The 14367-nt window shown below is 41.6% G+C and carries 13 protein-coding genes; 10 read left to right on the top strand and 3 right to left on the bottom strand.

The genetic code is table 11. The features are described 5' to 3' along the window. Positions 1-12 precede the first annotated feature (12 nt). Both EV695_RS15140 and EV695_RS15145 read left to right on the top strand, forming a co-directional pair. Complete coding sequence (locus tag EV695_RS15140; protein WP_131906810.1) at positions 13-642, top strand: YfgM family protein; 630 nt, start codon at positions 13-15, stop codon at positions 640-642. Between the two features lie 3 nt (positions 643-645). Further along, positions 646-1818 (top strand): outer membrane protein assembly factor BamB, encoded by a 1173-nt coding sequence (locus tag EV695_RS15145; protein WP_131906811.1) that lies wholly within the window; start codon positions 646-648, stop codon positions 1816-1818. 79 nt (positions 1819-1897) lie between these two features. Here EV695_RS15145 and pgi read toward each other — a convergent pair whose 3' ends face one another. The 3 genes from pgi to EV695_RS15160 form a co-directional block, all read right to left on the bottom strand. Continuing rightward, positions 1898-3580: a glucose-6-phosphate isomerase gene (pgi, locus tag EV695_RS15150; RefSeq protein WP_131906812.1), complete on the bottom strand. Its 1683-nt coding sequence runs from the start codon at positions 3578-3580 to the stop codon at positions 1898-1900. Between the two features lie 232 nt (positions 3581-3812). Beyond that, positions 3813-4661, bottom strand: a complete 849-nt coding sequence (locus EV695_RS15155) for a transglycosylase SLT domain-containing protein (protein WP_207907107.1) — start codon at positions 4659-4661, stop codon at positions 3813-3815. Between the two features lie 136 nt (positions 4662-4797). Then, positions 4798-5589 (bottom strand): ferritin-like domain-containing protein, encoded by a 792-nt coding sequence (locus tag EV695_RS15160; protein ID WP_131906814.1) that lies wholly within the window; start codon positions 5587-5589, stop codon positions 4798-4800. Between the two features lie 186 nt (positions 5590-5775). Here EV695_RS15160 and EV695_RS15165 point away from each other — a divergent pair, with 186 nt between their 5' ends. The 8 genes from EV695_RS15165 to purF all read left to right on the top strand — a co-directional run bounded on the left by EV695_RS15165 (position 5776) and on the right by purF (position 14345). Further along, positions 5776-6438: a phosphoribosylanthranilate isomerase gene (locus tag EV695_RS15165; protein WP_131906815.1), complete on the top strand. Its 663-nt coding sequence runs from the start codon at positions 5776-5778 to the stop codon at positions 6436-6438. Positions 6439-6517: 79 nt separating this feature from the next. Next, positions 6518-7717 (top strand): tryptophan synthase subunit beta, encoded by a 1200-nt coding sequence (trpB, locus tag EV695_RS15170; RefSeq protein ID WP_131907089.1) that lies wholly within the window; start codon positions 6518-6520, stop codon positions 7715-7717. Beyond that, positions 7714-8520 carry a tryptophan synthase subunit alpha gene (trpA, locus tag EV695_RS15175; RefSeq protein WP_131906816.1) on the top strand — a complete coding sequence of 269 codons (807 nt, stop codon included), beginning with the start codon at positions 7714-7716 and terminating at the stop codon, positions 8518-8520. Before trpB ends, trpA begins: the two co-directional genes overlap by 4 nt. Before the next feature lie 109 nt (positions 8521-8629). Further along, complete coding sequence (gene accD / locus EV695_RS15180) at positions 8630-9586, top strand: acetyl-CoA carboxylase, carboxyltransferase subunit beta (RefSeq protein WP_131906817.1); 957 nt, start codon at positions 8630-8632, stop codon at positions 9584-9586. A gap of 292 nt (positions 9587-9878) precedes the next feature. Further along, positions 9879-11195 (top strand): bifunctional tetrahydrofolate synthase/dihydrofolate synthase, encoded by a 1317-nt coding sequence (gene folC / locus EV695_RS15185; RefSeq protein WP_131906818.1) that lies wholly within the window; start codon positions 9879-9881, stop codon positions 11193-11195. Next, a complete protein-coding gene (locus EV695_RS15190) occupies positions 11188-12111 on the top strand; it encodes an SPOR domain-containing protein (protein ID WP_131906819.1) in 924 nt (307 codons plus the stop codon). Before folC ends, EV695_RS15190 begins: the two co-directional genes overlap by 8 nt. 104 nt (positions 12112-12215) lie before the next feature. Beyond that, a complete protein-coding gene (locus EV695_RS15195; protein ID WP_131906820.1) occupies positions 12216-12824 on the top strand; it encodes a CvpA family protein in 609 nt (202 codons plus the stop codon). A gap of 18 nt (positions 12825-12842) precedes the next feature. Further along, entirely contained in the window at positions 12843-14345 is a 1503-nt protein-coding gene (gene purF, locus EV695_RS15200; RefSeq protein WP_131906821.1) for an amidophosphoribosyltransferase, read from the top strand. Positions 14346-14367 lie beyond the last annotated feature (22 nt).

A 14367-nucleotide genomic window follows, 5' to 3' on the forward strand; every position in this document is an offset into this window, starting at 1 on the left:
ACAGTAACAGAAATGGCAGATTACGATCTTAAATCAGATGAAGAAAAAGCAGAAGAACTGAAAGCCTGGTGGCGTTCAAACGGAACCTCTGTAATTGCAGGCGTTGCACTTACCGTTGGCGGCATGTTTGGCTGGAATTACTGGAAAGAACACAAAGTAACTCAGTCTGAAGGCGCTTCAAAACTATATGCTCAGCTTGGCCAGGAAGGCACTGACTCTGCAGAAATATTGAAAAAACTCAATGATGAATACAGTGGCACGTCGTATTCATATCTAGCCGCTTTAGAATCTGCAAAAACCAGCTGTGAAGCAGGTAAAACAGATGACTGTATAGCGCAATTAAAAAAAGCTGCTGAGAGCCCACAAGATAGTCTCGCAAATCTGGCTAAACTTCGTCTCGCTAGAGCGCTAGTGAGTACCGGCAAATTAGATGAAGCTAAATCAATTCTTGCTGAAAAAATGCCAGCGTCATACCAATCACTGGTTAGTGAGTTAAATGGCGATATCCATTTTGCCAAGAAAGAGTTGAAACAGGCATACGAAGCATACGATAAAGCTATTTTGAGCGCAGGTGATCAAAATACACAGTTGTTAAAAATGAAGCGCGATGATCTGGGTAACCAACTAAAAAGCGGAGCTTAAATAGTGACTTTAAAACCTTACGTACTGCTTTTAATCGGGCTATTCGCTCTACAAAGTGGATGCAGCCAAATTACTGGCAAAAAATCTGCTCCAGCACCACTTAAAGCATTAAAAGCCGTCACTCCTACCATAAAAGCTAGCACTGATTGGCAAATTGCTACAGGAAGTGCAATGGGGGAGAACAAGGTTCACCCATTTATCGACAAACAATATGTCTTTGTTGCTGGCGGCACTTCTGCCAGCGCATGGCAAAAAAGCAACGGCAAAATGTTGTGGAGAAGCGCTATTGGCGAAACCATTAGCGCAGGCGTTAATGGTAATTTCAGCAATTCAAATACTGTTAATACCAATCAGGTATTTATAGGTACCACAAATGGCAATGCGATTTCACTGGATGCCAAAACGGGTAAAATTCTCTGGATTGAAAGACTCAGTAGCGAAATACTTTCAGTGTCTGCCAGCGCCAACAATAGAGTCATATTCAGAACGGTTGATGGCAAACTTCATGCACTACAAGTCACTACCGGAGAGCTAGTCTGGCAACGTTCTCAACGCCCCCCTGCCCTTAGTCAATTAGGCGCGGGTGTACCAATATTAGTACCACCATTAGTTATCGCAGGGTTTGATAACGGCAAGGTAGCTGCATACAACATTGAAAATGGTCAGGGAATTTGGGAAGCAATTCTAGCCTTGCCTCGTGCCAGCACTGAGCCAGAACAAATCACAGACGTCGATGGAAAAATCAAACAACTCGGTAACGCTTTATTTGCCGCATCAATGAATGGTAGTTCTACTGGAATTAATATCGAGAATGGCAAAAAAGCCTGGTCTCGCGCTTATTCAACACCCACAGGTGTTAACGCAAACCAATTGGGACTTTACAGCAGCGATGACAAAGGCAACGTCTGGAAATATGATCCACAAACTGGAGAACCAGTATGGAGCATGGACGACCTTCAAAGACGATTACCTTCAGTGCCAGCTATTGTTGGAAGCTCAGATATTGTCATTACTGACAAACAAGGCAATATCCACTGGATAAACGCAACGAACGGAAAGTTCAGCGCGAGAAGCAAAGGTGATCCACGTGGTTATTCAATCGAGCCTGAAGTAGATGGAAACAGTATCTTTGCTTTAGGTAAAGGCGGGATTTTAACCAAAGTGACTAAACGTTAAATTTGTTGTTAATCAGCAAAAACACACATCTATAAAAATCAAAACACACCCCCCTACTTATAGGGGGTTTTTTGTGCATTTAATCTGCACTATTCTTTCTAAACCAATCGAGCAGACCAAGCGTAGAACTATCATGTTCATACAGGTTTTCACCGTCTTCGAGCTCTTCAAGAATATTTTTCGCTAACTTCTTGCCTAGCTCAACACCCCACTGATCATAAGAATTTAGATTCCAGACGATGCCCTGTACAAAAATCTTGTGCTCGTACATAGCCAACAAAGAACCTAAAGCTTTTGGCGTCAATTTCTTGATAACGATTGAATTACTAGGCTGATTTCCACTAAAAATCATATGAGGCAAACGTTTCTCTGCCTTATGAAGTTCGATATCAGCTTCCTTTAACTGTTCTCGCGTCTTTTCCATCGTCCTTCCCTTCATCAACGCTTCTGTTTGCGCGAGGAAGTTAGAAGCAAGGATGTCACAATGTTCTTTATGATTGCCGTGAGATTGAATCGACGCAATAAAATCCGTCGGGATTAAACGCGTACCTTGGTGCAATAACTGGTAGAAAGCGTGCTGACCATTAATACCCTCAGCTCCCCAAATAATTTTTCCTGTTGAGTAAGTTGCCTGCCTACCTTCTCGATCGACAGATTTTCCATTGCTCTCCATATCTGCCTGCTCAAGATAAGCGGGTAGCATACGCAAGTTATGATCATAAGGAAGAACAGCGCTGGATTCCGCATGGAAGAAGTTACCATACCAGATTCCTAGCATTGCCAGAATCACCGGAATATTCTGATCAAGTGGTTGCTCTTGAAAATGATTATCCATTTCATGAGCGCCTTCCAGCATTTCGATGAAGTTATCCATGCCAACATAAATCGCACTAGCCAGACCTACGGCAGACCATAATGAATAACGTCCGCCCACCCAATCCCAGAAACGGAACATATTGACCGGGTCTATTCCAAATTTTTCTACTTCTTTCTCATTTGTTGACACTGCGACAAAGTGTTTTGCGATATCGCCTTCAGTAACACGCCCAGCGCCTTCTAAAAACCACTTTTTCGCAGTATTGGCATTAGTGAGTGTTTCCTGTGTGGTGAAGGTTTTAGACGCCACAATGAACAACGTAGTTTCAGGACGAAGATAACTAAGCATCTGGCCGATGTGCGAACCATCTACATTCGATACAAAATGTACACGAAGGCTTTTGTGCGAATAAGGCTCTAATGCCCGACAAACCATATTAGGGCCTAAATCAGAACCACCAATACCAATGTTAACTACATTAGTGATGGGTAGGCCGGCATAGCCAATCCATTGTCCATTACGCACCTTGTCCGAGAAATCCCGCATTTTCTCTAGCTCGGCATCGACCAGCGGCATGACGTTTTCATCATCCACAAAAACAGGTTTGCCCGATCTGTTTCTAAGCGCCGTATGTAATACTGCTCTACCTTCAGTATTATTGATTTTCTCACCAGAAAACATTTTATCGCGCCACTTTTCCACACCCGCTTGTTCAGCCAGTGAAAACAGCAATTTCATCGTCACGTCGGTAACGCGGTTTTTGGAATAGTCCAACAACATATCATTGAACTGAATAGAATATTTCTTGAATCTTTCAGGATCTTGATCGAAGAGCTCGACCATGTGGACTTTTTCTATACGCTCAAAATGCTCAAGCAGTGCAACCCAGGCGGGTGTATTGATTAGAGGTGACTTAGCGTTCAGAATGACTCTTGCAGGTCTCATATTTATTCTCTGATAACTTTTTAGTAATTATATTTGACTAACTTGAGGAGCCTTATAGCTGGTCTATAAGATTCCGGATACATCAACTACAACTCGCACTGTTACAGCCCAGTAAAGCGCGTTTATAGTGCGTAATTATAACGTATGTAGATAAATTTTTCTTTACCGTTCATTCTTAAAAGCTATTGGCTAAAATATAAGCTTCTTGTTTTTACGACATTTTACGGTTTAATTATCTACATTCCCACAGTAACAATCTTTGCCCTCTTTTCAATCTTGCATTGGATCGTAAGTTATTCATTAGTTTAATTTTGCTTTTATTAACACCTGTTTTACGCATCACTTTCATCAAGGTATCGCCTTTTTTGGCAAAATAAAGCCTTTGTTTTATCCTGCCCCTTTTGACGTAACGAGTTGCCCTTTTAAGACGAGATGTTGTTTTATAACAGCTACTACGTGCATAATTTCGTTTGCCGTTTTTATAAGGACTTAGGCGAGATTTCGTCGTTTTAAAAGGACGATAGGATCGAGATTTACCTTGTCGAAACACCGCATGAACCTTGACCCCTTTAGAATAGATCTTATGTAACTGAGAGACCTTCGAAACATAGTTAATCGTTTCTTTGTATGGAGGAATACCCTGATACTTATCTACAGCACCCTCTCCTGCATTGTAGGCAGCAACCGCTTTCTGGATATATTGATCATAATAAGACAGTAGAAACTTCAGGTATTTGGTTCCACCCTGAATATTTTGTTCTGGATCAAAACTGTCGAGAACACCAAAACGTGCCGCTGTGGCAGGCATCAACTGCATTAAACCTTGCGCACCTACCGGAGAAACTGCCGATGAATTAAAGCAACTTTCAGCAGTTATTACCGCTTTAATCAGGGATTCTGACACCCCATATTTTTGACTGTATTTTGAAATTAACTGATTATAAGTCTTCAACTTTTTCTTAAAGCTTTCCATCTTCCCTACACTACAGTACTTTTCCGGATGAGACTCTGTGTCTATGGCGCTCGCAGTTACTGCATAGCCAAACAAGACAATCAAAAGACATGACTTTAAAAGAGCCATACCAGTTCCTGGGAAAAACAAGCGAATTGGAAACAATCGTAGGGAATACATAGATAGCTTAAAGGATTTCAGAAAACATATTTAAACGACAACTTCTTATGGCCTAACAAGTTAAAGTGGATAATAGCCTATAAAATTAGACCATTTTGACTAAATCATCGATTTCTTCCTGACTGAACCCCGCTTGCAGGCGAGCCTCTTCATGAAACGGACCGCTTAAGCCCTTCCCCATATATTCGATGAGGAGATTACGGAAGGTTTCTTCCGGATTCAGTTCTTTATTTGCACAACAATACTTAAACCAGCGAGATCCAATCGCTACGTGGCCAATTTCATCGTTAAGAATGATGCGTAGAATGTCTACCGTTTCATTGTCTCCCGCTTTCAATAAACGTTCGATCATACCCGGTGTTACATCCAAACCACGAGCCTCTAAAACACGGGGCACCAATGCCATTCTTATCAACACATCATGGTCTGTTTTCAAAACCATTTCCCACAAGCCATTATGCGCAGGAAAGTCCCCATACGCATATCCTAAATCGGCTAAGCGCTTTTCCAGTAAAGAAAAATGATATGCTTCTTCTGCAGCTACTTTTAACCAATCAGAATAATACGCTTCTGGCATATCGCGAAAACGATAAACCGCATCAAGCGCCAAATTAATCGCATTGAATTCAATATGCAAAATAGCGTGGACAAGCGTTGCACGACCTAACTCAGAACCCAACTTTCGTTGCTTCAGTAACCCAGGGTTTAATAAATCTGGACGATCAGGACGACCAGGAACAGGAATTTCTATCAACGCAGAATCCTTTCTATCCAGTTCCCCTTTTTCCCAAGCCTCTCTTAATTGAGCAACCATGCTTTGTTTTTCGCTAGTATCCCTATGCATCAAACATAAGAACGCCTGTTCATATAAATTCATCACAAAAACCGTTATCTATATCGCAATCGATAAAAGCGTATATTTAAACACACCCCCCTACTTTGGAAGGCTTTTTTATCAGAAATTAAAATAAGCTTAGCAATACCCTCTAAACATTATTTTTTATAATCATTAACTTTATAACTGTAACTTCATTGTTACAGCCGCTTATGCTAACTTCCGCTAATGGCAAATCGAAACGAAAAATATTCAAGAACACGGGTGAAAATCTGTGGCATTACTTCCGTTGAAGCGGCTCAACATGTCTGTGCATCTGGTGCTGATTCTATTGGACTTGTTTTTTATGAAAAAAGCCCAAGAAATGTAAGTATAGAAACGGCAACTGAAATCTATGCTTCATTACCGCCCTTTGTCACTTGCGTTGGTTTGTTTCTGGATCCAGATATTGAATTTGTAGAAACTGTACTAGCTAATGTGGGTTTAGACTTGTTACAATTTCACGGCTCTGAAACACCTGACTTTTGCCAATCATTTCCACGCCCTTACATCAAAGCGATAGGTATGGAATCTGTAGAGACAGAAGATGATTTTAAAAAGCTTGCAGATCAATACACAACAGCCAAAGGTTTTTTAGTTGATAGCCATGCAACCGGAAAAGCAGGCGGCACGGGAAAGACATTCGACTGGAGTCATGTTCCACAAAATTACGCTAAACCCATCATTTTAGCAGGTGGATTAAACCCCAATAATGTTGCTGATGCTATGCAAGCCTGTAATGTGTATGGTATTGATCTCAGTAGTGGCGTAGAAAGCCAGCCAGGAATTAAAGACAAACAAAAAATTACACAGTTAATGAAAGAGGTACAACGTGTCCACTGTAAGAACTGAAACAGTAAATGGCCGTAAAAACAGCCAAATAAAGAATGACCTAAACGATCACGATTTAAGCAATGTTGACTTAAGCACGATTGATTGGGACAACTTAGCAGATGAAAATGGACACTTTGGAATCTATGGTGGTTGCTTTGCTTCTGAAACATTAATGGAAGCCATACAAGAGCTCGACGAAGCCTACAATTCATTAAAAGATGACCCTGAGTTTCAGGCGAATTACGATAATGATTTAAGAAACTATGTCGGTCGCCCTAGCCCACTCTATCATGCAGAAAGATGGTCTAAACAGCTTGGTGGTGCGCAAATCTACCTTAAAAGAGAAGATTTAAATCACACTGGCGCACATAAAATCAACAACACCATTGGTCAGGCTCTATTAGCTAAACACATGGGCAAACCACGCATCATCGCTGAAACTGGCGCAGGTCAGCACGGCGTTGCAACAGCTACAATCGCTGCTCGTTTAGGTCTTGAGTGTGTGGTTTACATGGGCGAAGTCGATGTTGAAAGACAAGCACCTAATGTGTACAGAATGAAACTCTTAGGCGCAGAAGTTAGACCTGTTTCTTCAGGTTCTAAAACCCTGAAAGATGCTTTGAATGAAGCGATGCGTGACTGGGTAACCAATGTAGATAATACTTTTTACTGCATAGGTACTGTTGCTGGCCCACATCCTTATCCAAGCATGGTACGTAATTTCCAAACCATTATTGGTCGCGAAGCGAAAGAGCAATGTCTTGAACAAACTGGTCGCCTACCTGATGCACTAATCGCTTGTATTGGCGGTGGATCAAACGCCATCGGATTGTTCCACGAGTTTTTACCTGATCTGGATGTTGCCATCTACGGTGTTGAAGCTGCAGGCCACGGTCTGGAAACTGGTGAACATGCTGCTCCATTGAGTATGGCAAAACCTGGGGTATTGCACGGTAACCGCATGTACTTAATGGCAGATAAAGATGGCCAAGTCGTTGAACCACATTCAATTTCTGCAGGTTTGGATTACCCAGGTGTTGGGCCAGAACATTGCTTGCTCAAAGATCTGGGTAGAACTCACGCAGTTGCAGTAACTGACGATGAAGCGATGGAAGCTTTCCATTCATTAACCCGTATTGAAGGCATCATTCCAGCACTGGAAAGCAGTCACGCGCTTGCGTATGCAATGAAGCTTGCACCAACTATGGATAAAGATAAAACCATTATCATCAACCTGTCAGGCCGCGGTGATAAAGACATTAATACAGTAGCAGCATTAGAAGGGATCAAGTTATGAGCGGCAGATTAACCGAGTGCTTTGCCACTCTTAAAGAAAATAATCGCAAAGCCTTAATTCCATACATTACTGCAGGTGATTCTAACCCTACAATCACCGTACCATTAATGCATCGCATGGTTGAATCGGGCGTAGATATCATCGAATTGGGCATTCCATTTTCGGATCCTATGGCTGATGGCCCGACAATTCAGCTTGCTTGTGAAAGAGCGTTAGAGCACCACACGAGTTTGCACGATGTTATCGACATGGTATCAGAGTTCCGTAAAACCAATACAACAACACCTATCGTACTAATGGGGTATTTAAACCCCGTTGAAGCGTTTGGCTATGAAGAATTTGCCAAAGCCGCCAAAGAGTGCGGTATCGATGGTTTACTCACGGTAGATTTACCACCAGAAGAGAGCACACAACTTGTTGATGTGTTGAAAAAGTACGAGATTGACCCTATTTTCTTACTTTCTCCGACAACGACCGAAGAACGTATTGATAAAATCGTTCATGCTGGCTCGGGTTATCTGTATTACGTTTCGCTTAAAGGTGTTACTGGTTCGAGCGCATTAAATGTCGACGAAGTAGCTTCTAATGTCGCAAAAATCAACAAACATACGACGCTTCCTGTCGGAGTTGGATTTGGTATAAAAGATGCGGAAAGTGCCTCAGCGGTTGCAGCAGTTTCTGATGGCGTAATTGTTGGTAGCGCAATTGTAAAAATTATTGAAAACAATCCAGATGATACTGATACAATATTGGATCAAATCGGTGCATTGTTAAGTTCTATGCGTGAAGCAATGGACAAATAACAGTTACTGGAAATTTACACATCAATTAAACAACAGTGTATTTTCAATAACTTGAGATAGATTTAGCACAAAGTAACACTGAGACAAACAAATGAGAGACGCCCTCAATATGAGCTGGTTCGAAAAACTATTACCTTCACGAATTCGTACTGATGCTACTACAGCAAAAAAGAAAACCATACCTGAGGGGCTTTGGCATAAGTGCCCTGCATGTAAAGCAGTGCTTTATCGTGCAGATTTAGAGCGTAATCTGGAAGTTTGCCCAAAGTGTAATCATCACGAAAGACTTAGCGGACGCAAACGCCTCGAAATGTTTCTGGATGAAAGTAATCGCGAAGAGATTGCGGCCAATATAGAGCCTATTGATTTCTTAAAATTCAAAGACAGCAAAAAATATAAAGATCGCTTAACTGCAGCTCAAAAAGAAACCGATGAGAAAGATGCATTGATCGTGATCAAAGGTCAAGTTCATGGTGTGCCTTTAGTCGCTGCTGCTTTTGATTTTCGTTTCCTTGGAGGCTCTATGGGGTCTGTCGTTGGCGAACGATTTGTTCAAGGTGCCAACGAAGCGCTTCGTCAAAACATTCCTTACATCGTATTTTCTGCCAGTGGCGGAGCACGCATGCAAGAAGCACTCTCTTCATTAATGCAGATGGCGAAAACAAGTGCTGTTCTTACCAAGCTGGCTGAAGCTGACATCCCCTATGTTTCTGTTCTTACCGACCCTACCATGGGTGGTGTTTCGGCGAGTTTCGCCATGTTAGGTGACATTATCGTTGCAGAGCCGCGCGCGTTAATCGGTTTTGCAGGCCCTCGAGTTATCGAACAAACAGTGGGTGAGAAACTTCCAGAAGGGTTCCAGCGAAGCGAGTTTCTGATTGAAAAAGGTGCGATTGATAGAATCATCACCCGCCACAAACTTCGTGCTGATATTATCGATATGCTGTGTATGTTGACGCACAAACCACAACCAGCAAACATGGAAGAGATCGACGCCATTGCAAAGCCAGAAGTCATTAAGCCAGTTGAAGATGATGAAACTGAAGAAAAGCCAGCAGAGCAATAACTGCTAGTATCATTCATGATACGGACAATAATACCTTTGTGTGAAAGTACGATGATTATAAGCTTCTGATTTTTAATTCAGTTTCAGCAATCATTTCTTTCACACAAATGTCTCACTTTAAATAAATACAGGAAATTAACTTTATTCATTCAATAAAGTCACCCCCCTACTTTGGGGCACTTTTTTACACTGTTTGATTTAATTGATTAATACTTATATTTTGATTCTTCACTATTTATTTGAACGCAACATTAAATTTGAACTCTCTTCTCGCGTTCCATACTAACCACTAATGAAAAAAACTTTACAAGACTGGTTGAGCTGGCAGGAAACACTACATCTTTCTGAGATAGATCTCGGGCTAGAAAGAATTGGTCGTGTAGCGGAACAACTTGGACTTCTCACCCCATCTTTTCCTATCATTACTGTTGCAGGCACAAACGGCAAAGGCTCTACTGTCGCTTTTCTAAATGAAATGTTACAGGCTGAGGGCTATAAAACCGGGGCTTATACTTCTCCACACCTCATTAATTACAACGAACGCATCACCATCAATAGTAACGAAGCCAGTGATGCGCTAATTATTGAAGCCTTTGATGCAATCAACCAAGCTAGATTCATCACTAACAAAAACAATGAGATAGAAGAAGTAAGCTTAACCTATTTCGAATTTTCAACACTCGCGGCAATGTGGTGCTTTCAACAGCAAGACATTGATGTCGCAGTTCTGGAAGTAGGCCTTGGTGGCAGGCTAGACGCTGCAAATCTTTGGGACACCAATCTGGCAATTATTACCAGTATCGATGTCGATCATATCGATTGGTTAGGCGACGATCGCGAGCTAATCGCCAAAGAAAAAGCCGGAATTATGCGAGCTACCGCTCCTGCAATTTGCGGTGACCCTACCCCACCTGAAATGATTAAAACCGAGGCCGAACGCCTAGGTATAAAATTGATTCAGTTAAACGAAGACTTTAGCTTTTCGATAGATAAGAATGATCCTGAGCATTGGATCTGGCGCGATGAAAAAATAGAACTCTCCTTACCAAAACCCAGGTTACAGGGAGACTTTCAAATCAATAACGCTTCAACTGCCATAGCTGGTTTAATGGCCATTCAAGATCGTTTACCTACAAGCCCAGAATCAATCTCTGCAGGCTTACAAAAAGCCAGCATCACAGGAAGATTACAGATTATCAATGAATCTCCCGAATGGTTATTAGATGTCGCACACAACCCTCATTCAGCCAAAGAATTAGCAAAATACATCGATACGCACAAGGTATCAGGAAAGACATTTGCGCTTTTCTCCATGCTGAAAGACAAAGATATCGATGAAGTATTAAAACTCATGGATCCAGTCATAGACGAATGGCATATAGTGCCGTTAGAAGGATCACGAGGCACAAGCTTAACCGATTTAAAACAACAGTTTACAGACAGTTTTATAGATTCAAATTTAGTCACACACGAGCGCTTTTCTGATGCCTGCCAACTACTTAAAAACATCACTAAAGATGAAGATAGAGTAGTTGCCTTTGGCTCTTTTCTGGTAGTATCAGAAGTATTAGATAATAGTAATTTTAGGAGATTTTTTAATCATGGATAATGCAATGGTAAAACGTGGAATTGGGGCAATTGTTTTAGCAATAATTGCAGCGTTACTATTAGGGTACTTGCTAAAAGACAAGAGTCGCGAGCGTCAGGAAGTGGTTGACATGAAACTCCCTGGAGCACCTGAAATTAATATACCAAGCCTATCCGAAGCGACGAGCAAAGTAACAGATTCGGCTGCCAGCTTAGTTGGCGAAGCGAAAGACACAGTAACAAATGCAGGAAGTGCGGTTGTCGCATCTGCTACTGGCACCTTAAAAACAGCAACTGATAGTGTAAAATCTGTTACCGATTCAGCTAAAACAGCGGTTGAAAATGTAACCTCTGCAAACACTGACTCTGCTACTAATGACGGCACTAAACCTGGCTTTTCATTCAGACCTCCTAATCTTAATGAACAAAAAGAAATTGTTGATAATGTTGGCACATCGGACCAAGGCGCGACCGAAGCTACCACGGCGGCTGTTACAGCAGCTCCAGTAAAAAAAGACACTGTAGTCGCAAGCAGTAACCCTAAGCCTGCTAAAAAAGTATTTAAACCAACTATCGAAGAAGAACCTAAAGCAAAACCACCTGCCAAGAAAAAAGTGGTCGCAAAAAAGAAAGTGGAACAGAAGCCTGCACCAAAGAAAGCAGCACCTGCAGCTAACACTAACCCTACTGGCGGGAAATACTCTATCCAGTTATTAGCGACATCAAGCCAATCACGCGCTAATAAACTAGCTAGCACTATGAATAGCGAAGGTTATGTAGCATTCATCACACAAACAACAAGCAACAACAAAATACTTTACCGTGTTCGTGTTGGTGGTCATAACGATCGTAATAGCGCAATCAAAGCTCAAGACTCAATGAAAAGACGCTATAAGAAAAATTTCTTTGTACAAAATAGCTTAGTGGTTTCAAAATAGTCTTTCTAAATTAGTTTTATACTTTCTTTCATGACTCATACTCTTTAGAAACTATAATCATGAAAAACTTTTTAGACACTTATTTGAAAACACAGGATATTTAAATGGACTTAAACTATTTTGATATAGCGATAGTTGTCATTATATTAATTACTGCCTTGATTGGTTTTATGCGCGGTATAGTATGGATGGGAATTTTCCTTGCCACATGGGCAGCCGCAATTTTATTAGCGATTAAGTACAAAGATGCAGTCGCTGCAGCGTTACCTATCAAACTTAGTAGTGAAATTGCACAGACTGGTTTAGCAGCACTTCTGATTTTTCTTGGCGTACTGATATTAGGGGCAATAATTAACTTCCTCTTTAGTAAAGCTGTAGATGCCGTAGGCTTAGGTGCATTTGATCGAATTTTAGGTGCTGGTCTCGGCGTAGCACTGGGTGCGTTGGCCATTACGTTATTGACTATGCTATTGGGCTTGACAGAGTTACCCAATCAAAAATCGTGGAGCGAGTCTGCCTTAATACCTAAGTTTCAGGAAGCTTCAGCATGGTTACAGACGCTAATTCCTGATAATCTAAATCAGTACATTAATGATAACAACGGTGGGAGTGGCACAACGACACTCACGCCATCTGATGGTTCTAATTCTGGAGACTCTGCCATAGATGACACAGAAACCCCCATCAATACAATCGTCCCTTCTAGTAATTAATTTTTCAGGTCATCTTCCATGTGTGGAATAATTGGTATTTTAAGTAATACACCCGTCAATCAAGAAATTTACGACGGCTTGCTCGTCCTACAACACCGAGGCCAGGATTCTGCTGGAATGGCCACCAGCGATGGCAAACGACTCTATATTCGTCGTAAAAACGGCTTAGTAACCGATGTATTCCGTAAAGAACACATGAAACGCCTGGTAGGTAATATGGGCGTTGGTCATCTGCGCTACCCAACAGCAGGTGGTTCTTCAAACTCTGAAGCCCAGCCTTTTTATGTTAACTCTCCTTACGGTATTTCTTTGGCGCACAATGGGAATTTGACCAATGCCCACGAATTAAAGAAAGAACTTTATAAACAGGATAGAAGACATATAAACACATCGTCTGATTCTGAAATTCTTCTTAATATATTTGCTCAGGAATTACAGAAATACAAAGCTTACAGTGTTCACCCAGAAGAAGTCTTTGCTGCAGTTGAAGGCGTACACAAACGCTGTGTCGGAGCTTATGCGGTTATTGCCATGATAACTCGTGATGGCATTGTAGGTTTCCGCGACCCTAATGGTATTCGCCCGTTAGTGCTTGGAAAACGCGAATCTGAGCAAGGCACTGATTACATGCTAGCCTCTGAAAGTGTTGCTCTGGTAACTCAGGGATACGCAATTGTTCGTGATATCGAACCTGGCGAAGCTATTTTCATCACCAAAGATGGCGAAGTGCATACCAAACAATGTTCTGACAAAGCGACTTACAATAGCTGTATCTTCGAATATGTTTATTTCGCTCGCCCTGACTCTGTTATTGACAAGGTATATGTGCACAAAGCCCGTATGAGAATGGGGCACAACCTTGCTGAAAAAGTCATGAAGGTATGGCCTGATCACGACATTGATGTGGTCATCCCTATTCCCGACACCAGCCGAACATCCGCACTTGAAATGGCCATTACCCTGGGCGTGCCATATCGCGAAGGTTATATTAAAAATCGTTACATCGGTCGTACCTTCATTATGCCAGGACAAAAGCAACGCAAGAAATCTGTCCGTCGTAAATTGAATCCACTCGACATTGAATTCAAAGGCAAGAACGTCATGCTTGTTGATGATTCTATTGTTCGCGGAACAACCTCAAAAGAGATTGTTCAAATGGCAAGAGACTCTGGCGCGAAGAATGTTTATTTCGCTTCTGCATCACCTGCGATTCGTTATCCTAATATCTATGGTATCGATATGCCTGCCGCAAAAGAACTTATTGCGCATGGCAGAACAGAAGCAGAAGTAGCTAAAGAAATCGGCGCTGATCGACTTGTTTATCAAGAACTGGATGACCTTATTGACGCAATTACCAAAGGTAATTCTAAACTCACACAGTTTGATTGCTCGGTATTTACAGGAAAATATATCACTGGTGAATCAGAAAGCTACTTTACTGACTTGGAAGCACGTCGTAATGACGGCAAAAAGAAAGATAAAGCCAATATGGTTGCTATAGATATGTCAGATACCGATTAATAGACACATAATAATCTAATGA

Source organism: Cocleimonas flava, from assembly GCF_004339015.1.
Taxonomy (GTDB): domain Bacteria; phylum Pseudomonadota; class Gammaproteobacteria; order Thiotrichales; family Thiotrichaceae; genus Cocleimonas; species Cocleimonas flava.

Excerpts from the sequence above, each read along its gene's own strand:
- EV695_RS15140 (WP_131906810.1), top strand. The coding sequence starts at position 13 with ATGGCAGATTACGATCTTAAATCAGATGAAGAAAAAGCAGAAGAACTG.
- pgi (WP_131906812.1), bottom strand. The coding sequence starts at position 3,580 with ATGAGACCTGCAAGAGTCATTCTGAACGCTAAGTCACCTCTAATCAAT.
- EV695_RS15155 (WP_207907107.1), bottom strand. The coding sequence starts at position 4,661 with ATGGCTCTTTTAAAGTCATGTCTTTTGATTGTCTTGTTTGGCTATGCA.
- EV695_RS15160 (WP_131906814.1), bottom strand. The coding sequence starts at position 5,589 with ATGAATTTATATGAACAGGCGTTCTTATGTTTGATGCATAGGGATACT.
- EV695_RS15165 (WP_131906815.1), top strand. The coding sequence starts at position 5,776 with ATGGCAAATCGAAACGAAAAATATTCAAGAACACGGGTGAAAATCTGT.
- trpA (WP_131906816.1), top strand. The coding sequence starts at position 7,714 with ATGAGCGGCAGATTAACCGAGTGCTTTGCCACTCTTAAAGAAAATAAT.
- accD (WP_131906817.1), top strand. The coding sequence starts at position 8,630 with ATGAGCTGGTTCGAAAAACTATTACCTTCACGAATTCGTACTGATGCT.
- folC (WP_131906818.1), top strand. The coding sequence starts at position 9,879 with ATGAAAAAAACTTTACAAGACTGGTTGAGCTGGCAGGAAACACTACAT.
- EV695_RS15190 (WP_131906819.1), top strand. The coding sequence starts at position 11,188 with ATGGATAATGCAATGGTAAAACGTGGAATTGGGGCAATTGTTTTAGCA.
- EV695_RS15195 (WP_131906820.1), top strand. The coding sequence starts at position 12,216 with ATGGACTTAAACTATTTTGATATAGCGATAGTTGTCATTATATTAATT.
- purF (WP_131906821.1), top strand. The coding sequence starts at position 12,843 with ATGTGTGGAATAATTGGTATTTTAAGTAATACACCCGTCAATCAAGAA.